Below are 19,002 nucleotides of genomic sequence, written 5' to 3'. Positions count from 1 at the left end.
CCCATCATGTCCATCTCTCGCAGGAGATTCGTCCAGGCAGGCCTTCTGGCATCCGGGGGTCTCGCGTCACTCCTGGCGGGTCGTGATTCCCATGCAGACACTCCCGCGAACCGCCCGTTGAACGTGTTGTTCATCGCCGTGGACGACCTGCGCCCCCAACTCAACTGCTTCGGCCATGAACGCATGATCTCGCCGAACCTCGACCGTCTCGCGGCCAGGGGCACGGCATTTCAGCGCACTTACTGTCAGCAGGCGGTCTGCGCACCATCGAGAGCCAGCCTTCTCACGGGGATGCGCCCTGATTCCACTCGGGTTTGGGACCTGAACACCCCACTGCCTACGACGCGTCCGGACGTGGTCACTCTGCCCGGACATTTTCGCGCCAACGGCTATGAGGCGGTGAGCATGGGCAAGATCTACCACCACGGCAAGCGGGATGACCCCAATAGCTGGAGTCTGGACCCGTGGTACCCGAAGACTTCCAGCCACGCCGACCCCAAGACTCGCGAAGAGGGAAGGCTGGCGCGTGAGGAAGCACGCAAGATGGGAAAAGAACCTGCGTGGCGTGGACCGGCCACGGAGTGTCTCGATGTGCCGGATGAGACCTACCCGGACGGGCTCACGGCTGCCCATGCCATCGAGGAGATGCGTCGCCTCAAGGATCGCCCGTTTTTCCTGGCCGCCGGGTTCCTCCGGCCGCACCTGCCCTTCGCATGCCCGAAGCGCTACTGGGACATGTACCCCGAGGATACCATCAGTCTGGCCGACAACCCTTTCCGGCCCGCGGACTGCCCCGATATCGCGCTGCACACGTGGGGCGAGTTGCGGGCGTACTACGAGATCCCGCAGACGGGCCCGCTCAGCGATGAGAAGGCGCGCGAACTGATACGCGGCTACTACGCGTGCACCACCTTCACCGACACCCAGATCGGCAAGCTGCTGGACGAACTGGATAACCTCGGTCTGCGCGACCACACGGTGGTCGTGGTGTGGGGGGACCACGGCTGGAACCTGGGCGAGCACGGGCTGTGGTGCAAGCACTGCAACTTCGAGACATCCGTGCACTCACCGCTCATCATCAGCGCCCCGAATCAGGGCGCACCGGGCAGGCCCACCACCGCCCTGTGCGAGTTTGTGGACATCTACCCGACGCTTTGTGAACTGTGCGGTCTACCCCTGCCAGCGCATCTCGAGGGCACAAGCCTGAAGCCGCTCATGTACGACCCTGGACGCCCGTGGAAACTTGCGGCCTTCAGCCAGTACCCCCGGGGAAAGATTATGGGCTACACAATGCGCACCGACCGGTACCGCTACACGGAATGGCAGCAGAAAGACAAGAGTGTCGTGGCGCGGGAACTGTACGACCACGAGACTGATCCGGGGGAGAACGTGAACATCGCCAACCGACCGGAAGCGGCAGGAACGGTGGCGGAGCTGGGGAAGATGCTCGCCGAGGGCTGGCAGGCCGCGAAGCCCCCGGCCTGATTCTTACAGGGCGTATGTCGTCGGTATCACCAGGGACCCTTCGCGGCCCAGTCTTCCGCCGTCCCGATTGGAGCGTGATCAACCATGCAATACGCATTCACGTGCACGCTGGCGCAGGGAGCCCTGGCAATCCTGCTGGTCCTGCTCGCGTGCACTCGCGCCCCGGCCCAGATCGCGCAGTTCCGTCTGGACGGCACCCTGGAGGGTACAATTAGCGGTGAACCCGCCGCCGCCACGCTGCTCTCCGGTGCTGTTTTCGTGGAGTCCGTCGAGGGGCAGGGCGTCGAGCCCGGAGCCGCAGGTCCGGCGCTGTCAATCCCGGTCACCCCAGACACCTGGGGGGACCGCGGGACCCTCGCCTTCCGGTTCAGAGCTTCCCGCACCATCCGTGCCGCGAAGCTTGCCGGTTCCGATGCAAGACCCATCCAGGCCACTCTGTTGACCTGCCCCGTCGGGAAGTTCATCCTCATTGAAGGCCCGGCTCATCCCATCCTCCGGGTAATCGTTGCCCAGCCGGACGTGAGCAAGCCGCTGCAAGGCAATATCTACCTGAGCCACCTGAAAGCCGATCGCTGGTATCATCTAGCGGTCGCCTGGGACCTTCCTTCCGGCACGGTGGACACGTACCTCAACGGCGTCCTACAGGAGGATACGTTCCTGCAGGACGTGGGCCCACTGATGCTCGACCTCGATGCGCCCCTGGAATTGGGTGGCTCCATGGGCGAAGGCGACCGACGGGCCACTCTTGCGATAGACGAAGTCCAGCTGTTTGACGACTACATGACGGAAGAGCAGCTTGGACCGACTCTCGCTGGCCGCCGGATCAACGCCCTCGAGGGAGAAGGCAGGACCGTCTACAGCGAGCCGCTGGACCTGAGCCCCTATCGTCTGAAACTTGCATACGAGGCGGACTTCAACGCCCCGCTCAACTGGGTGCACGAGGCGTCCCTTTTCGACGGTGAAAAGCGCGTTCGCAGGCCGGATGGCGCAGAGTGGGTCCTCGAGGGACCAGGCAAGGCGTGGACAGAAGGCGGCCGCCTGTGGATGGAGACCCACGGTGGCGATGACGGTCACCTCGTCCTGTGGAACACCCGGCAGTTTCCAGGGGATTTCCTGCTAGAGTATGGCTTCTCGCCAAATGACTCCAGCCGCGGCCTGCATATCGTGTTCTTCGGCGCGAAGTCCCTTTCGGGAGGGTCGATATTCGATCTTGATCTGCCCCTGCGGGAGGGTATCTTCCGCAACTACCACAGTGGCGAGATGAACTGCTACCATATCTCCGGCTTCGCCACATCCGAGACCGGGCGGCCGCGACGCACCACAAACGTGCGCAAGAACCAGGGCTTCTTCCTTGTCACCTGCGGCGACGATCGCATCACCGGTCAGGGGCCCGGCCCCCACTTGTTCCGGCTGCTCAAAGTCGGCGGGAAGATCGCGCTGGAGACCCGGGGACTGATCGCCACGCGCTTCGACGACGACGGGCAGACATACGGTCCCGTCTGGCAGGAAGGCCTCATAGGCCTGCGCATCATGGGCTACACTGCAAAAGCATCCTTCAGCCACTTCCGCGTCTGGGAAGTGCACCCAGCCGAATGACGGTACGACAACCAGTCCGAAAGGTGCCTACAATGTCCATCGCAGTCGCCGCACTCACGGTCTCCCTCACGATTATCGCCCTGTCGGGAGTGCGCGCCGAATCCCTGACGCCTGCGACCGACGCCGCGCTGTCCGGAGGCGATCCATCTGCAACCATCGTCTGCTTTGGCGATAGCATCACGGGTGTCTACTACCACACCGGCGGCATTCGCGCCTATCCTGAGATGCTCCAGCTTGCCCTGTCGCGTCAATACCCCAGCGCAAAGGTGAAAGTCATCAATGCCGGGATCAGCGGCAATACCACGGTTCAGGCGCTGGCGCGGATTGAGCGCGATGTTCTGGCGCACAAGCCTCAACTGGTGACTGTCATGTTCGGGATGAATGATGTCACCGGCGTTCCTCCCGAGACTTATCGGCAGAACCTCCTGGAAATCGCCGCGCGCTGCCGGGGCATCGGCGCCGAGGTAATGCTGTGCACGCCCAACAGCATCTACGATGAGGACCCACGCCGCCCGATGGCAAAGCTGGCGGAGTACTCCGGTATTGTGCGTGCGGTTGCCGCGGAGCAGGGACTGCCGGTGGTGGACTTTTTCGCCGAATACGAACGCATCAGGAAGACCGACATGCGCCGCTGGATGCTCCTCATGAGCGAGACTATTCACCCGAGCATGCACGGCCACAAGCTCTTTGCAGAAATGCTCGCGAAGGCCATTTCCGGACGCGAGATCTCGCTGGCTGACGTTAGCTCCGTGCCGCCCTTCATTCCGCGAACGGCAGCTCTCATCAAGGCCGGCAGTCCCGTCAAGGTGGTGGCGATGCCCCCCGCGGCTTCGCTCATTGCCCCGGCGCTTGCATCACTGGATGCACGGGCGCAGGTGAATGTGATCGAATGGCCGCTGGGGGACGGCTCGCTTGCGTCCATGGAGAACTGGGGCAGGGGCGTTCGCGGCCTCAACCCGGACCTTGTGCTCATCGCTGTCCCTGCCTCTGCGACAAGCAGCAGCGAGGAGCAGTTCATCCGCTCCTACAGCTGGATCGTCAACTGGTCGCTGAGTTTCGGCAAGAGGGAGTGGGACTGCGTGGCGGTACTGCCCTCCGTCTTCAAGCCGGAGCTGACTGAGGCCGAAGGCGCGGCGGAAGCCTTTGCCTTGGACGTAATCCGGGGCAATGATATTCCCTGGATATCCCGCGCTGAGGGGGATCAGCGTGACGGGTTCGAGATTCTCAAGAGTTGGCTGCAGGCGAACTACTGATGCAGCCGCAGATATGGCGGGCCAGAGTTTTACCAACTATGTGGTGCCGAGGTTCATCCGATGATCATTGACTGCCGTGATGTGTGGCCGGGCGCACAGGTCGCTGCTGTGTCCCTGACCTTCGACGACGGGCACCCCAGTCAATTGCAGCACGCCGTTCCGCTCATGGAGGACCGCGGTCTTCGCGGGACCTTCTACATCAGCGCGCGTGAGGATAACTACGTAGAGACTCTTCTTCCCTGGAAGGATCTGGCTGACAGGGGACATGAGATCGGCAACCACAGCTTCAGCCACACCTGCTCCCGCAACTTTTCCAATGACACGGAGGCGAAGGGGCTGGAGCGTTCGACGCTGGACGAGATCGAAGCGGACATCCTGCGGACAGAGCAGCGTCTCCAGGAGATCATCCCGGCCGTCGAGCGCTCTTTCGCGTACCCCTGCTACCAGACGGATGTGGGGGAGGGGCTGACGAGACAGAGCTACGTGCCGGTGATCGCCCGGCATTTCGCGGCAGCCCGGGGCATCGGGGAATACGGTTTTGCGAACTCGCCGGTGAACAGCGACCTCCACTGTCTGTGGTCCCACAACGCGGAACACTGCCGGGGAACAGAACTAATCGGGCTTGTTCGCAAGGCCATGAAGCGCGGCCACTGGATCATTTTCGCCTTCCACTCCATCGAGGGCGGGCGGTTGGGGATTGCAGAGTACGAATTCAGCGAGTTGCTGGACTTCCTGGCCGACGAACGGGAGAGCGTGTGGACCGCCCCCGTGGTGGATGTTGCGCGGTTCTGCCGTGAAGCGCGAGCCCAATACCGTTGACTGGTTGCTGCTGTCGGCAAGTTGCCTCTCGACAGGGGGTCGCCTATCTGCTACAGTAATTTCGTTATCTTGAGCCAGATTTGAGTTTTGTTCGCGCGGAAGGCAAGCATTCCCTTGACAATTCTGCCTGGGCGCGGCTAACATGCCTCAGTCAATCGGCCGACCGTAGACGCATTGTTCGCAGCCAACGACACAGCACACCGTGCGATTGCTCCCCCGCGCAACGACTGGGCAATCGCAGCAGTGAGGCCTTGACGTGATCCATCTTCGCATTTGCCACAGCCGAGAGGACCGGCCCCGTGCGCGGCGTTCACGTACGCCTGCAGCGGGGCTTTTGCATTTTCGGCTCGCCTGGGTCGTGGCATAGTCTGCGGCCACAGGCGAGGGAAGATGGACGCGCCCAAGGCAGTTCCGAACCGCACTCTCGCTGAGGAGCCGGAACTGGACGCAGCCAGGGAGGTCGACACGATGCCCCACACACGCCACAGCCACCTGTCGGCGCGCTATCTGTTGCTGGCGGGCGTGATGCTCTTTGCACTCGCCAGCGTGCTCCCCGCCTGGGGACAGATCTCCCGGGTCAGCCTGCGGGACGGCACTTCGGAAGCGGATCATCCCAACCAGGAAGCTGACGATCACTCGACAACGAGCCTGTACGGCCTGTCCAGCAGCGCTGACGGCACAATCGTCGCATTCTCCACCTTCGCGGAGAACCTGGTCCCGAATGACGGGAACGGGTTCTCGGACGTGTATGTGAGGAACACGCTGACAAACGAGACCGAGTTGGTCTCCGTGGCTCAAGATGGTGGCCCCGGCAATAACATTAGCTACCAGCCGGCCATCAGCAAGGGAGGACGGTGGGTAGCCTTCGCCTCCCTGGCGAGCAACCTCGTCCCGGACGACACCAACGGTGTGGTTGACGTCTTCCTGCGCGACCTGCAGACCGGCAGAACCATCAGGATCAGCACGGCCCCGGACGGCACCCAGGCAACGACCTTCAGTTCTTTTCCGTCCATCGCCAGCAATGCTGACGAGACCATCGTTTATCTCAGCTTCACCTCCAGCGCCACGAACCTCGTGCCCGGTGGAAGCAACGGCCTGCCCAATATCTTCCACTGCACCTACTTCTCTGACACGGATGAGAAAGTCACGCGCCAGGTCAGCATTGGCCCGACGCCCAATGGCCTGGCAGAGGGCGACGAGGCCAGCGTATTGTCCGCCATCAGCGCGGACGGCCGGTATGTGGTTTACACCACCTACATCTGGAACATCATCCCGCCGTCCAAGGTGAAGCCGGATGTGCCGGTGCTTCAATTCCTGTTCTATGACGCCGCAGTGGGCTACAGCAACTTCCGGCTCATTACCACGCCGGATGCCGGCACCTTTCCCGCAATAAGCGGCGACGGCAGGTTCTTCGCCTTTGTGCAGGACGGGAACGTGATGCTCTACGACGTCTTGCGGAAAGCCACGGAAACTGTAAGCGTCGGGCCTCTCGGGGAGGCCGGGAACGGAACCAGCTACGAACCGAGCATCAGTTCAGATGGACGCTTCGTAGCCTTCACTTCGTCGTCCACGAATCTCGTCACGGGTGATACGAACGGCGCCGAGGATGTCTTTATCCGCGACCGCGCCATCCGCAAGTGTATTCGGGTGAGCCTCACAGAAGATGGGAAAGAGGCGAACCTCGACAGCCGGGCGCCCAGCATCAGCGCTGACGGCAAGCGCGTGGTCTTCAGTAGTTCGGCCACGAACATCATCCCCACGGACACCAACAATCGGGAGGACGTCTACGTTTCGCTCTGGCGAAATCCCTTCCAGGCCCCCGGCTCGCAGCCGAATATGATGATCCGCAATGCGGACGAGACCTGGTACTACGGGGTAGCAGAACTGAACGTCACCGCGGAGGGACAGACGGCCACGCAGATCGCCGACCGCTCTGGACCGGTCGTGTACCAGCTCAAGGTACGCAATGAAGGCACCGCTCCGGATACCTTCCTCATCGCCGGGTCCGGCCCGACTTCGGGTTGGACGGTCCGGTACTTCGACGCCCTCGCGGGTGGCAATGACATCACTTCGCAAGTCATCGGTCCCGGGTTCACCGTCGGTCCCCTGGCCCCCGGCGCCTACGGGGAATTGCGGCTGGAAGTCGGGCTCGAACCGGGCGTCGACCCGACCGCACCCCACACGGCCCTGATTAGCGGGACCTCAAGCGCCGACGCGACGAATATCGACGTTATCAAAGCTGTCACCACCGAGACTACCCTGGCATCGCAGCCAGATCTGTTGGTGAAGAACGAGAAAGATGCCTGGTATACGGGCGACGGGGTAATCAACAGTACGGCGGCCAACCAGTCGGTGAGCCAGACGGCGGACTGGACCCGCCCGGCGGTATACCACCTCAAGGTGCAGAATGACGGAACCATCAGCGACAGCTTCACCATCGCCGGAGATGCCGGCGGCAGTGGTTGGACCGTGCGCTATTTCGACGCCGTGACAGGCGGCAACGACATCACTGCGGCGGTCATCGGCTACGGCTATTCCACTGCCCAACTCGTTCCCGGCGCGTCCACTGAGATGCGCGTGGAAGTCGCGGTTGACCCAGGTGTGCGTCCATCGGCCTCCTGGGAGCTGTTCGTGACAGTGCGATCCGCCACCGATGCCACGATAACGGACACTACGAAAACGATCACCAGCGCGCCGCAGCCTCGGACAGCCACCCATCAGTTCGCTGCGGGAACTTGGCTGATAGGCGTCCCCCTGTCTCCCGTGGATCCCCAGGCGGACCTTGTCTTCGGCACTGCCCGCGTCGCCCGGTGGAACGCGGACTCACAGAGCTACGCCTACTTCACCGCCGGCCCGTTCGATGTCAGTCCCGGAGCAGGTTACTGGGTGCGCTACGATGCCCCGCATACCATGACTCTGCAGGGGTTTGCACCCGCGTCGCCAATGACGCTCGATGTGATGAGCGACTGGAACCTGCTCGCGAACCCGGGCACGGCATCTCTGCCGTGGGACCAGGTCGCATCGACAGGCCGTTTCCAGCCCTTCGGTTGGGTGCAGAAAGGTGATGGCAGCGGCTACGAACTGGTGACAACCCTGAACCTGAGCAATGCTCGGCGCGAGATCGCTGCCTGGCAGGGCTTCTGGTTCCGCGCGCTGGAGGAGGGCACCGTCACGCTTGGCGGCGTGGCTCCTGCGGGTACGGTGGCTGATGTTCCTGCCGTGGACTGGGCAATACAGCTTGCGGCCTCCGCCGGCGCGGCGGCGGATACTGCGAACTATATCGGGGTGAGCCAGGGCGCTGCAGTTGTGGGGGCCAATCCTCCGGCTTCCGGCGCCGGCTATGTTGACCTGTACTGTGTGGACGCATCTGGAGCGCGGAATGCCGTGGCACTCCAGGCAGCTGGGCGCACTCTCGTCTGGAACCTGGTCGCCGAGACGGACATTGCCGATGTTCCAGTGCGGATCAGCTTCGACGACTTGTCCCTGGTTCCCGGCGATGTGGCGCTCACGCTTACGGACATAGACACTGGCAGGCGGCTGAACATGCGGACCACACGCGGTTATGTGTTCCAGTCTGGGGCATCGGGAGCGTCACGTCGCCTGCGGATTGAAGCTTGCCCGCGGTCAGGACAAGCGCTGATAACCGCGGCGGCCGTCGCAGGGACCGGCACGGGTCTGCAGATCGCGTATACCCTCTCTGCACCCGGGAACGTCCGCGCTGAAATCCTGAACATAGCGGGGCGCACCGTTGCGGCCATTGACCTGGGGAGGCGGGAAGCAGGCGCGCAGACCGCTTCGTGGAACGGCGTCGGCAGCGGCGGCACTCGCGTACCTGCCGGTCAGTATCTCGTGACCATCACCTGCATGGGTGAGGACGGGACAACAGCAAGCCGGGTTGTCCCGGCGTCGCTGCACTAGACAAGTCCCTCATTCACCCGAAAGGAGAGCCAAAGATGCGCAGAGCGTGGACCATCCTGTTGGTCGCGATACTCGCTGGAATCATCGGCCTGACGGGCTGTGGGAGCGAGTTCGATCATGGGTCCGTGAAGGGCCGCATCGTTAGCGCCGTTGATGGCACACCCATCGCCGGTGCGGCGGTGTTCATTGGCTCGGAGAATGACGTCACCGATGCATCGGGCCTGTACGCGATCGAGGGCATCAACACCGGGCGCAAGGACATGGTCATCCGCAAGCAGGGGTATATCCTGCCCGGAGACATCGTCAGCGTGAATGTAATCAAAGGTGTCGTGGAGTTGGGAGACATCGGCCTGGTCCCGGTGTCGGATCAGCCTCCGGGCTCCCCCGTGGGCTTGTAGCGCCCGTCATATTGGCCGGAAATCAGGCAGGCCGCCCTGGAGTTGCTCCGGACGGCCTGCTTCCGTTCCTGTCTGCGGTTCCTTGACGCCGCTATGATCCGCGCTTCATCTCCTCCACTACCTCGATAACCCGGTCCGCCATCATCTCAGTCTGCTCATCGGTCAGTGGGTAGAGCGGCAGATGAGTGAAACGGTGGTTGAACACTTCTTCGGTCACCGGGCAAGTCGCAGCAATTTCGTCGGCGTCATACCCCAACTGCCGGCAGACATCGAACTTGTACATCGGCCCAAAATGGGGAATGTTCGTGATGCCCTTCTCGGTCAGTTTGGCCTTGAAGGTCTGGACGTCGCTTCCCGTGATGGCCGGATCCACCTGCAGTAGATACAGGTGCCAGGTGGGTTTGATTTGGTCCGTATCTCCCGGCGGCGTGATGAGGCCTTCCACCTCCGAGAACCGCGCGGTCAGGTATTCCGCCCGCTCCCGGCGCTTGGCAATGATGCTGTCCAGTCGGGCGATCTGGCTCAGCAGACAGACCGCCTGGATCTCGGTAGAGCTGTAGTTCCCTGTCGCGAAGGGCCCTCGCTTGCCAGGCAACGCGATCACGTCGTATAGCCAGTTGTCGATTTTGCGGCTCAGGTCCAGCCCAAGGAAACGGGCTTTCTTGAAGTTCTCGCCCCAGTCACTGTTCGTAGCAAGAATCCCGCCTTCCCCGAAGGACGTGATATTCTTCACCTCGTGGAAACTGAAAGATCCGAAGTCTCCGATGGTTCCGAGCATCCGCCCTTTGTAAGACCCGCCGAAAGCATGCGCAGCGTCTTCGATCACCACGATGTCGCGCTCTCGCGCGATCTCCATGATCGGATCCATGTCCACCGGGTAGCCGCCGATGTGTACCGGGATGATCACGCGAGTCCTGTCAGTGACCTTGCGCGCCACGTCCGCCGGGTCCATGTTTATTGATGCCGGGTCCAGATCGGCGAACACCACTTTCGCGCCAACCCCGAGGGGATAGGCGATGGTGGCGATGAAACTGATGGACGGAGCGATCACTTCGTCGCCCGGCCCGAGATTGGCGTATTTGAACCCGATTTCGAAGCCGTGGGTGGCGTTGGTGAGAAACACGGTGTGCTTGCAGTTGAGCAACTCCGCGGCGACGCGTTCCAACTTCTCCACCATGGCACCGAGACTCAGCTTGGTCGCGGGCCCAGCCACTTCGAAAAGCTCGCTGATGGCCCTGTCCGCCTGCTCCAGGCGGCGCTTGTACTCGTCTTCCTGACCGGGACGCGGTCGGGCCAGAAAGCGCAGCAGGTCCTGGGCCTCACAGGCACCAAGGTGCTCACCTACCGCCGCCCACGGTACGTCGGCGTCGCCGGTCGAATAGCGGAAATCCCCGGGGCTCTGCTGATCAGGCATTACGGATCACTCCTGCGAGAAAGCACGATAGGTATTATCCAACGCAGCCGAACACTCTCCAATTCCTCGCCGGGCCTGTGAAAACCTTCGGGGACCAATATCGGCTTGAATTGGCTCAGCCCCGTGCGTTACCGGGCGAGGGGCAGCAGTACGTGGAAGTTGGCGCCATTTCCTATTGACGAGTCGACCCAGATTTTGCCGCCGTGGTTGCTCACGATCCGCTGGCAGATGGACAGGCCAACGCCGGTACCGGGGTACTCAGTGGTGTGTGAGCCGCGCTCGAACACGCGGAAGATCCTGTCCCACTGATCCTCGGGTATTCCGATGCCATTGTCGCTGACCGTCAGGTGACACAGGTGGCCCTCACACCTGGCACGAACATGGACGCGTGGGGGCCGGTCGCTGCGAAACTTGAGCGAGTTTGTCACGAGATTGTGGAACAACTGGTGCATCTGCCCAGGGTCGACCATGCAGACGGGCAGGTCATCATGGTCCACAGTTCCGCCGCATTCGTCGATGCGCCGCCGCAACTGAAGCGTCACGCCCTCGATGATCTGGTTCATGTCGGTGGGTTGAGGCACGGTGGGCCTGCTCCCCACACGGGCGTAGTCCAGCAAATCGTCCATCAGAGACACCATGCGCTCCACCGACTGCAGTACCATCCCAATGTATTGGCGGCTCACTTCGTCGTCCTGGTGCCGGCGGTCGATCAACTGCACGAAGCTGGCAATGGTACTCAGAGGCGTCTTCAAGTCGTGGGAGGCGACTGCTGCGAAGCGTTCCAGTTCCGCGTTGGACCTCTCAAGCTCGCGTGCATGCTGTTCAAGTTGCTGCTGGGTTCGCGCACGTTCGACGGTAGCGATGCAAAGCGCCACCATGTCCGCGATGGATGCTGCGAAGCTCTGCTCATCGCTCTGCCATTCCCGAATTTCCCCTGTATGTTCATGGCAGACAATGCCGACCAATTCCCCGCCCAGTCGAATGGGAGCGTCAAGCATGGAGACGATTCCACGGGGCTCCAGGTAGCCGGCAGCAAGCTCGTGCGTGCGAGGGTCATGCAGGGCGTCCACCGCGGCCACCGTCCGTGCTTCGGACAACGCTTCGAAATACGCGGGGAAGTCGTTCCGGGAAAGCCTTTCGCCGGACGTGTGTTGCTGGTTTTCGGGCATAAACAGATCTGCGCAGTACAGATCGCTGCCGTCAGGGCCGTAGAGCCACACGCTCGCACGCTCTACGCAGAGCGTTTGTGCCGCGGTCTCCGTGATGACGAGCAGGTGCTCCCGGATGTCCACTGATTGGACGCTCATGCCTCGAGCCAGGGCAACGAGGGCATCGGACTGTGTCTTCAATCGCCGTTGTCTCGCAACAAGTGCCTCCTCGTGGCGACGCCGTTCGGTGATGTCGTGGATAAGACCCCGAAAGCCTGTGACCACCCCGTTGGCGTCCGTAATTGGGGCCGAGTTGATCTCACAGGTGATGGTCCGGCCGTCCTTGGTGTGCAGTTCGTACGTGCCCCGGGTTGGTTTTCTGGTCTGTCCTGCTCGCGCCAGACGCCTTGCCACTAGCTTCGCATCGCGAGGCGCAAGAAAGTCACCCACGCAGATACCCTCCTCGAGAGCCTCGATGCGTTGTCCGAGGATCTCGAAGGCAGCGCGGTTCGCGTAGGTTATGCGCAGGTTTGTGTCACACTCGAACACCATCTCGGGCAGGAGGTCGGCCAGCTGCCGAAAACGCCGCTCGCTCTCGCGGATCGCGTCGTCGGTGTTTTTCTGCGCTGTGATGTCTCTGACCATCAGGCGTATCGCTCCCCGCCCATCGAACAGGACCCGTCGCGCGGAGAAGCTCACCCAGATGGGCTTTCCGTCGCGGCGGTGTGTGCAGAACTCATGGTGTGTTTCGGTGTCGGCGCTCTGCAGGATCGTCGCTACAGCACCAGCGGGATCGTCAGACGTCTGGTCGAAGAGCACCGCAAGGTGCTGCCCGAGTAGCTCTTGCGATGTACGGGCGAAGAGGTCGCAGTAGGCACCGTCCACCCAGTAATGATACCCGTTGACCAGAACAGCGGTGCAGACACCCTCGGGCGTTACCATTCGTGAATTGATCCCCAGGAAGACATCATCCCCGCTGTTCAGATCGGGCAATCTCGCCTGACCTGTTCGCCAGTCCATGGTTTTGGCCTCCCACCGTGACGGTCGGAAGCGATCCAACCTTTCTGGAAGACCTTTCGGATTTGGGCGTCGCCGGTGTCATACGGAGACTGGTTGCGCGACGCCAGGTAAGGGTGTGTCAGTACCAGTATAGCCGTGAAAGACGTGTCCAAGGTCAAGCATGAGTCATGTTTTCCTGAGAAATTGCACTTGTTTTGAACGTCTGACCGGACGCGACCGTGAATCCTGAAGACACACGGAATTGAGAAGGAATCAGCCCAGGGTCAATCCCGGCTTACGGGGCTGACCTCGGCGGGACACCCTCACTGACTCCGTGGGCGCCAGGAGCTCACCGATCGGCGGTCGTGCCTGGGGTTCTTGCCGTAGCGGCGGCGAGCTGTTCAACAAGCCGGCTGATGGCGGGAAGCAGACCGGGGCCTTTGCCGTGTCGGCCGATCACATCCACGACCGCACTGCCCACTATGGCCCCGTCTGCCATTTCAGCGACGGCTCGCACATGAGCCGGGGTGCTGATGCCAAAGCCTACGGCAATCGGGGACGTCGCGATCTGTCTGAGTTCGGCCAGCAAGGCAGGCAGCCCCTCGGGCAGATCCTGCCGCACCCCCGTGGTGCCCGGGCGGGATATGACGTACACAAATCCTGTGCTCGACCGGCAGATCAGCCGGCGCCGCTCTGGTTCCGTGGTGGGAGCAGCCAGGTAGACGGTGTCCAGGCCTGCAGACCGGGCGATCTTATTCCAGTCGCCGGATTCGTCGACGGGCAGGTCCGAAAGAAGGACGCCCTGTACACCGCACTCAACGGCGGCCCGTGCAAAGCGCTCGAGTCCGTACTGTACCACCGGGTTGAAGCAGGTCATGATGACGAAGGGAATGTCGGTAGCCGCCCGAACTCGGCGAGCACAATCCAACACGCCCTGAACCGTGGTGCCTGCTGCGAGAGCGCGCTGCCCGGCTTCCTGAATTGTGGGCCCGTCGGCGATGGGGTCGGAATAGGGGATACCCAACTCCACGATATCTGCGCCGGATTGCGCGAGGGTCTTTACGATCGCTTCGGTGTGCTCCAGGTCCGGGTCTCCCGCGGCGACGTACACAATCAGGGCTGCGCGGTTCTCGTCCGCTGCTTTCTGGAAAGCCTGTGCTAGGGTCATCAGTTTTCCCCCATTCCTTCGCTGAGCAGGCGCCGGACCTCGTAACAGTCCTTATCCCCGCGCCCTGACAGGTTGATGACAACGATCTCCTCCGGCTCGAATTGCCCGGCCATCTTCAGCACTTGCGCCACGGCGTGCGAGCTTTCCAGCGCCGGGATGATCCCCTCGAGACGAGTGAGCTCCTGGAAGGCAGCCAATGCTTCCGTGTCCGTGACCGCATGATAGACGGCACGGCCGATGTCGCGCAGATAGCAGTGCTCCGGGCCGACCCCCGGGTAGTCAAGTCCCGCGGCCACGGAATGCGCCGGGGCAACCTGGCCGTCCGCGTCCTGCATCATGTACTGCGCGGCGCCGTGCAGCACTCCGAAACTTCCGTCATTGAGCGGGGCTGCATGGTGGCCCGTCGAGATGCCCCGGCCCGCGGCCTCGACACCATGCATCTGAACCGTCTCGTCTTCGATGAAAGGGTAGAACAGCCCCATTGCATTGGATCCTCCGCCCACGCAGGCGAAGAGGTGGTCCGGCAAACGACCCTCCTGGTCAAAACACTGCGCCCGGGTCTCGCGGCCCACAATAGACTGGAAATCCCGGACCATAGTGGGGTAGGGGTGCGGACCGGCGACGGTGCCGAACAAGTAGAAAGTGTCGGCCACATTGGTCATCCAGTCGCGGATGGCCTCGTTGATTGCGTCTTTCAGGGTGCGGGTACCGGAAGTCACCGGGGACACGGTGGCTCCCAGGAGTTCCATCTTGAAACAGTTCAGCTCCTGCCTGCGGATGTCTTCCTCCCCCATATAGACCACACACTCCATACCAAACAGCGCGGCGACAGTGGCCGTGGCCACGCCGTGTTGCCCGGCTCCGGTCTCCGCGATAAGCCTGCGCTTGCCCATGCGCTTTGCCAGAAGCCCCTGTCCGATTGTGTTGTTGATCTTGTGTGCCCCGGTGTGGTTGAGGTCTTCGCGCTTCAGATAGACCTTGCAGCCTACTCTTTCGCTCAGCCGGTCGGCGCGATACAGGGGAGAGGGCCGCCCCACGTACTGGCGGAGAATAGTCTCGAACTCCGCGTGGAACTCAGGATCGTCCTTGACCTTGTCGTAGGCGTCCTCAAGCTCCCGCAGGACGCCCATGAGGGTCTCGGGCACATACTGGCCGCCAAAGCGTCCGAAGCGCCCTTTCGTGGTGTTTGGCATCGTGTCACATCCTCGCATTTGGTCTGCATGCTTGTCCGTCTTGCCCGAGTGCGTCATTGGTCCGGGCTCATCCCGGCGGTCATCGTCACCAGTCCTTCCAGTTTCGCCATCGCCTTGCCCTGGTCGATGGAATCAGCGGCCAGCACCAGGCCCTCCTGCAGGTCGGCGGCTTTCCCGCCCACGTAAATCGCCGCTGCGGCGTTGAGGAGGGTAATGTCGCGCGCCGGCCCTCGGTCTCCGGAAAGTACCCTGCGCAGAATGCCCGCAGATTCCTCCGGACCCCCGCCGGCCAGATCTCCGCCGCAGGCCCGGGCGATTCCGAGTTCGTCCGGCGTGAGCAGTCTTTCGCTTACCTGTCCGCTGCGTACTTCCAGCACATGAGTGGCCCCTACCGTAGAGATCTCGTCCAGCCCGTCCTCCCCGTGCACCACAAGCGCAAGCTCGGTGCCCATAGCGCTCAATGCCCCCGCGACAAGACGCGCCGCTGGGAGCGAGAAGACCCCAAGTACCTGCCGGGTGGCGCCGGCGGGATTGGTAAGCGGGCCCAGGATATTGAAGACGGTGCGCATGCCGAGCTCCTTGCGTGGCCCGACTGCGTAGCGCATGGCGGGGTGCAGCTTCGGGGCGAAAAGAAAGCCCACTCCGATCTCATCAATGCAAGCCCCTACTTGTTCGGGGGTGATGTCCAGGTTTACCCCGAGCGCCTGGAGAACGTCAGCGCTCCCGCAACGGCTGGAAACCGCCCGGTTGCCATGCTTTGCGATGGGCACGCCTGCTCCCGCCGCCACGAACGCGGCGCAGGTGGAGATGTTGAAGGTGTCCAGCGCATCGCCGCCTGTACCGCAGGTATCCACCACGCCCTCCTGCCGAGTGGGGACCTTCACCGCGTGGTCGCGCATTGCCTGGGCGAAGCCCGCCACCTCGTCGGGGCTCTCGCCTTTCATTCGCAGGGCAACCAAAAATCCAGCGATCTGAACATCCGTCGCTTGGCCTTCCATGATGGCGCTCAGCGCTTCGTAGGCTTCGCTCCGGGTGAGGGATTGCCCGTCTACCGTCTTATGCAGGTAACGGCTCAACATGGCTCGCCAACCCTCCTTGATTGGGTGCCGTTGCTCGCGAAGCCCGGGTGATCTCCATCACACGCGCCGCCCTCCGGAAGGCGCGCGGGCTTGCACGACGGCCACGGGCTATTTCGCGCCGGCGGCCATTCGCACGAAATTGGCCAGCAGATCCTTGCCACACTGGGTCATGATCGATTCCGGGTGAAACTGCACGCCTTCCACGAGGTACTCCTTGTGCCGCAGTCCCATGATCTCCCCCCCGAAGGTCTCTGCCGAAACCTCCAGGCAGTCCGGCAGGGTCTCGCGTTTGACGATGAGCGAGTGATACCGCACCGCCTCGAATGGGTTGGGGAGACCGGTGAACACGCCGCGACCGTCGTGCTGGATCTGCGAAGTCTTGCCGTGCATGGGCCGCATTGCGCGCACCACGTCGCCACCGAAGACCTGCCCGATGGACTGATGGCCCAGGCAGACTCCCAAGAGCGGGATCTTCCCCGCTGCGGCCTGGATGAGTTCGCAGGAGATGCCGGCTTCCAGGGGGGTGCAGGGACCGGGCGAGATGACAATGCTGTCGGGGGCCATCTCCATGCACTGGTCCACCGTGATCTTGTCATTGCGGTAGACAGCACACTCCTGCCCTAACTCGCCGAGGTATTGCACCAGGTTGTAGGTGAATGAGTCGTAATTGTCGATGACCAGGATCATCTCGGTGCCGCCTTTCGTTTTCCTTCTGCCGTCAGTCTGCTTTACAACTCCCCGCGCTGTGCCAGTCGCAGAGCGTCCAGCAATGCCCCCGCCTTGATCAGCGTCTCCTGATACTCCGCATCTGGCTCAGAATCGGCCACGATGCCCCCGCCGGCCTGGAAGTAGCAGGTACTGCCCTTCATCACGATTGTGCGTAGGGTGATACAGGTGTCCATGGCCCCGGAGAAGCTAAAGTAACCGATCGCGCCGCCGTACGGTCCGCGTTTCACGGGCTCCAGTTCCTCGATGATCTCCATCGCCCGTATCTTTGGCGCGCCCGATAGTGTGCCCGCCGGAAAGGTTGCGCGGAGTACGTCGAACTGGTCACGGTCGGGCATGAGCTTGCCGCGGACATTGCTCACGATATGCATCACATGGCTGTAGCGCTCGACGACCATGAGGTCATCCACCACAACGCTTCCGGGCTCGCAGACCCGGCCGAGGTCATTGCGATGCAGGTCCACCAGCATGATATGCTCCGCTCGTTCTTTCTGGTCGGCGAGAAGCTCCTCCTCGAGCCGCGCGTCTTCCTCGGGGGTGCTCCCGCGACGGCGCGTTCCGGCAATGGGCCGAGTGACGACCTGCCCTTTCTCCTCAGTCACCAGAATCTCGGGCGACGCACCAATGAGCTTCAGGTCGCCGAAGGACAGGTAGAACATGTATGGGGATGGATTGATGGCCCGCAGAGCCCGGTAGAGCTGGAAGGGGGGGAGGTCCACCTTCGCGCTCATGCGGTGCGACAGGACCACCTGGATGATATCGCCCGCGACGATGTACTCCTTGGCCCTCGCGACTGCCTCACGGTGGGCGGACCTGGTCATCGTGGACGGCAGCGCCGATGGATCGTCGGGGATCGGATGCCTTGCAGGTGGCACGTCAGGGCGCTCCAGGGGCTGCATAAGCTGGTCCACCACGCTGTCGATCCGCTCTCTGGCCTCCCAGTAAGCCTCCTGCGGATCACCCTTGATCTTCGCATTCGCAAGGACCCGTATGCGGTGCATCACGTGATCGAAGATCACCAGCGTGTCGGTGAACATGAACTGACAATCGGGCAGGTCGAGGTCGTCGGGGTTCTGATCCGGCAGATCCTCAAAGAACCGCACCAGGTCGTAGCCCATGTAGCCGACGGCGCCGCCGTCGAAGCGCGACCAGCCGGGGATGGGGACGAAGGTGCTCTCAGACAGCAGCTCGCGCAGAATGTGAAGGGGATCCTGGCCTTCGGGGATCGCGCGCTCTTCGGCCACGCCGTCACGGATGATGGTGGCGGTGCGACCTTTGCTGATAAACACCTGGGCGGGGGAGACGGCCAGGTAAGAGAACCGGGCGACGCTCTCACCTCCGGCCACACTCTCCAGCAGGAACGCGTAGCCATTGCCGGACTGCTGGAGCTTCAGGAAGGCCGAGACGGGGGTCTCCAGATCGGCGATGATCTCCCGGTAGACCGGTACCAGGTCGCCTTGCCTGGCGCGTTCGAGGAACTCGGGAAGCTCGGGCGTGACCATGAGTTGTGTCCACCTTTCGGGACGGTTCGGCCGCCGTTCCCTCCGGTGGTTCTCATGGTTTCCGCGCGCAGATGCGAAAAAACCGTGAGCTCCCCCGGGGGATGCTCACGGCCTTTGTGTGTGATTCGAATGCTCTGAATGCAGACACAGGCGCGGGGCCCCAGGGTCAGGGGTTCCAGCGCCACCACCAGTAGCCAAGTCCTGTTCGCAATTCTCGCGTCTGCATGATAGGCGGACGATAGCACAGAGGGCGATCAGGAGTCAACAGCGAAATGTAAAACCGTGAGTGTGTGTGCCGTCCGGG

The 19,002-nt window shown here is 62.4% G+C and carries 13 protein-coding genes; 6 read left to right on the top strand and 7 right to left on the bottom strand.

Going from position 1 to position 19,002, the window contains the following annotated elements:
• Positions 1-6: 6 nt before the first annotated feature.
• The 6 genes from HPY44_09140 (at position 7) to HPY44_09115 (ending at position 9,469) form a co-directional block, all read left to right on the top strand.
• Entirely contained in the window at positions 7-1,485 is a 1,479-nt protein-coding gene (locus tag HPY44_09140; GenBank protein NSW56167.1) for a sulfatase, read from the top strand.
• A gap of 84 nt (positions 1,486-1,569) precedes the next feature.
• Complete coding sequence (locus HPY44_09135) at positions 1,570-3,081, top strand: DUF1961 family protein (GenBank protein NSW56166.1); 1,512 nt, start codon at positions 1,570-1,572, stop codon at positions 3,079-3,081.
• 32 nt (positions 3,082-3,113) lie between these two features.
• Positions 3,114-4,334: a hypothetical protein gene (locus tag HPY44_09130; GenBank protein NSW56165.1), complete on the top strand. Its 1,221-nt coding sequence runs from the start codon at positions 3,114-3,116 to the stop codon at positions 4,332-4,334.
• A 60-nt stretch (positions 4,335-4,394) separates the two neighbouring features.
• Positions 4,395-5,153 carry a polysaccharide deacetylase family protein gene (locus HPY44_09125; GenBank protein ID NSW56164.1) on the top strand — a complete coding sequence of 253 codons (759 nt, stop codon included), beginning with the start codon at positions 4,395-4,397 and terminating at the stop codon, positions 5,151-5,153.
• A 390-nt stretch (positions 5,154-5,543) separates the two neighbouring features.
• Positions 5,544-9,071: a PD40 domain-containing protein gene (locus tag HPY44_09120; GenBank protein NSW56163.1), complete on the top strand. Its 3,528-nt coding sequence runs from the start codon at positions 5,544-5,546 to the stop codon at positions 9,069-9,071.
• A 35-nt stretch (positions 9,072-9,106) separates the two neighbouring features.
• Positions 9,107-9,469, top strand: a complete 363-nt coding sequence (locus HPY44_09115; protein NSW56162.1) for a carboxypeptidase regulatory-like domain-containing protein — start codon at positions 9,107-9,109, stop codon at positions 9,467-9,469.
• 91 nt (positions 9,470-9,560) lie between these two features.
• On the opposite strand, the gene HPY44_09110 is transcribed toward HPY44_09115, so the two are convergent.
• The 7 genes from HPY44_09110 to trpE form a co-directional block, all read right to left on the bottom strand.
• The gene (locus HPY44_09110) at positions 9,561-10,883 is read right to left on the bottom strand and encodes a DegT/DnrJ/EryC1/StrS family aminotransferase (GenBank protein ID NSW56161.1); all 1,323 of its coding nucleotides are present in this window, start codon (positions 10,881-10,883) and stop codon (positions 9,561-9,563) included.
• A 128-nt stretch (positions 10,884-11,011) separates the two neighbouring features.
• Positions 11,012-13,051, bottom strand: coding sequence for a PAS domain S-box protein (locus HPY44_09105; GenBank protein NSW56160.1), 2,040 nt, complete (start codon positions 13,049-13,051; stop codon positions 11,012-11,014).
• A 328-nt stretch (positions 13,052-13,379) separates the two neighbouring features.
• Complete coding sequence (locus HPY44_09100) at positions 13,380-14,198, bottom strand: tryptophan synthase subunit alpha (protein ID NSW56159.1); 819 nt, start codon at positions 14,196-14,198, stop codon at positions 13,380-13,382.
• Complete coding sequence (trpB, locus tag HPY44_09095; protein NSW56158.1) at positions 14,198-15,391, bottom strand: tryptophan synthase subunit beta; 1,194 nt, start codon at positions 15,389-15,391, stop codon at positions 14,198-14,200. The genes HPY44_09100 and trpB overlap by 1 nt, the downstream gene beginning before the upstream one ends.
• Positions 15,392-15,444: 53 nt before the next feature.
• A complete protein-coding gene (gene trpD, locus HPY44_09090) occupies positions 15,445-16,470 on the bottom strand; it encodes an anthranilate phosphoribosyltransferase (GenBank protein ID NSW56157.1) in 1,026 nt (341 codons plus the stop codon).
• Positions 16,471-16,578: 108 nt separating this feature from the next.
• Positions 16,579-17,157 carry an aminodeoxychorismate/anthranilate synthase component II gene (locus tag HPY44_09085; GenBank protein ID NSW56156.1) on the bottom strand — a complete coding sequence of 193 codons (579 nt, stop codon included), beginning with the start codon at positions 17,155-17,157 and terminating at the stop codon, positions 16,579-16,581.
• 41 nt (positions 17,158-17,198) lie between these two features.
• Positions 17,199-18,698 carry an anthranilate synthase component I gene (trpE, locus tag HPY44_09080; GenBank protein NSW56155.1) on the bottom strand — a complete coding sequence of 500 codons (1,500 nt, stop codon included), beginning with the start codon at positions 18,696-18,698 and terminating at the stop codon, positions 17,199-17,201.
• Between the last annotated feature and the right edge of the window lie 304 nt (positions 18,699-19,002).

Source organism: Armatimonadota bacterium, from assembly GCA_013314775.1.
In the GTDB taxonomy this organism is placed as follows: Bacteria; Armatimonadota; Zipacnadia; order Zipacnadales; family JABUFB01; genus JABUFB01.
The sequence above is the reverse complement of the archived record's forward strand: the minus strand, read 5'-3'. Positions and strand labels throughout refer to the sequence as shown.

Coding starts and splice junctions, on each gene's coding strand:
- HPY44_09110 (NSW56161.1), bottom strand. CDS start 10,883: ATGCCTGATCAGCAGAGCCCCGGGGATTTCCGCTATTCGACCGGCGAC.
- trpB (NSW56158.1), bottom strand. CDS start 15,391: ATGCCAAACACCACGAAAGGGCGCTTCGGACGCTTTGGCGGCCAGTAT.
- HPY44_09125 (NSW56164.1), top strand. CDS start 4,395: ATGATCATTGACTGCCGTGATGTGTGGCCGGGCGCACAGGTCGCTGCT.
- HPY44_09105 (NSW56160.1), bottom strand. CDS start 13,051: ATGGACTGGCGAACAGGTCAGGCGAGATTGCCCGATCTGAACAGCGGG.
- HPY44_09130 (NSW56165.1), top strand. CDS start 3,114: ATGTCCATCGCAGTCGCCGCACTCACGGTCTCCCTCACGATTATCGCC.
- trpD (NSW56157.1), bottom strand. CDS start 16,470: ATGTTGAGCCGTTACCTGCATAAGACGGTAGACGGGCAATCCCTCACC.
- HPY44_09085 (NSW56156.1), bottom strand. CDS start 17,157: ATGATCCTGGTCATCGACAATTACGACTCATTCACCTACAACCTGGTG.
- HPY44_09115 (NSW56162.1), top strand. CDS start 9,107: ATGCGCAGAGCGTGGACCATCCTGTTGGTCGCGATACTCGCTGGAATC.
- trpE (NSW56155.1), bottom strand. CDS start 18,698: ATGGTCACGCCCGAGCTTCCCGAGTTCCTCGAACGCGCCAGGCAAGGC.
- HPY44_09120 (NSW56163.1), top strand. CDS start 5,544: ATGGACGCGCCCAAGGCAGTTCCGAACCGCACTCTCGCTGAGGAGCCG.
- HPY44_09100 (NSW56159.1), bottom strand. CDS start 14,198: ATGACCCTAGCACAGGCTTTCCAGAAAGCAGCGGACGAGAACCGCGCA.
- HPY44_09140 (NSW56167.1), top strand. CDS start 7: ATGTCCATCTCTCGCAGGAGATTCGTCCAGGCAGGCCTTCTGGCATCC.
- HPY44_09135 (NSW56166.1), top strand. CDS start 1,570: ATGCAATACGCATTCACGTGCACGCTGGCGCAGGGAGCCCTGGCAATC.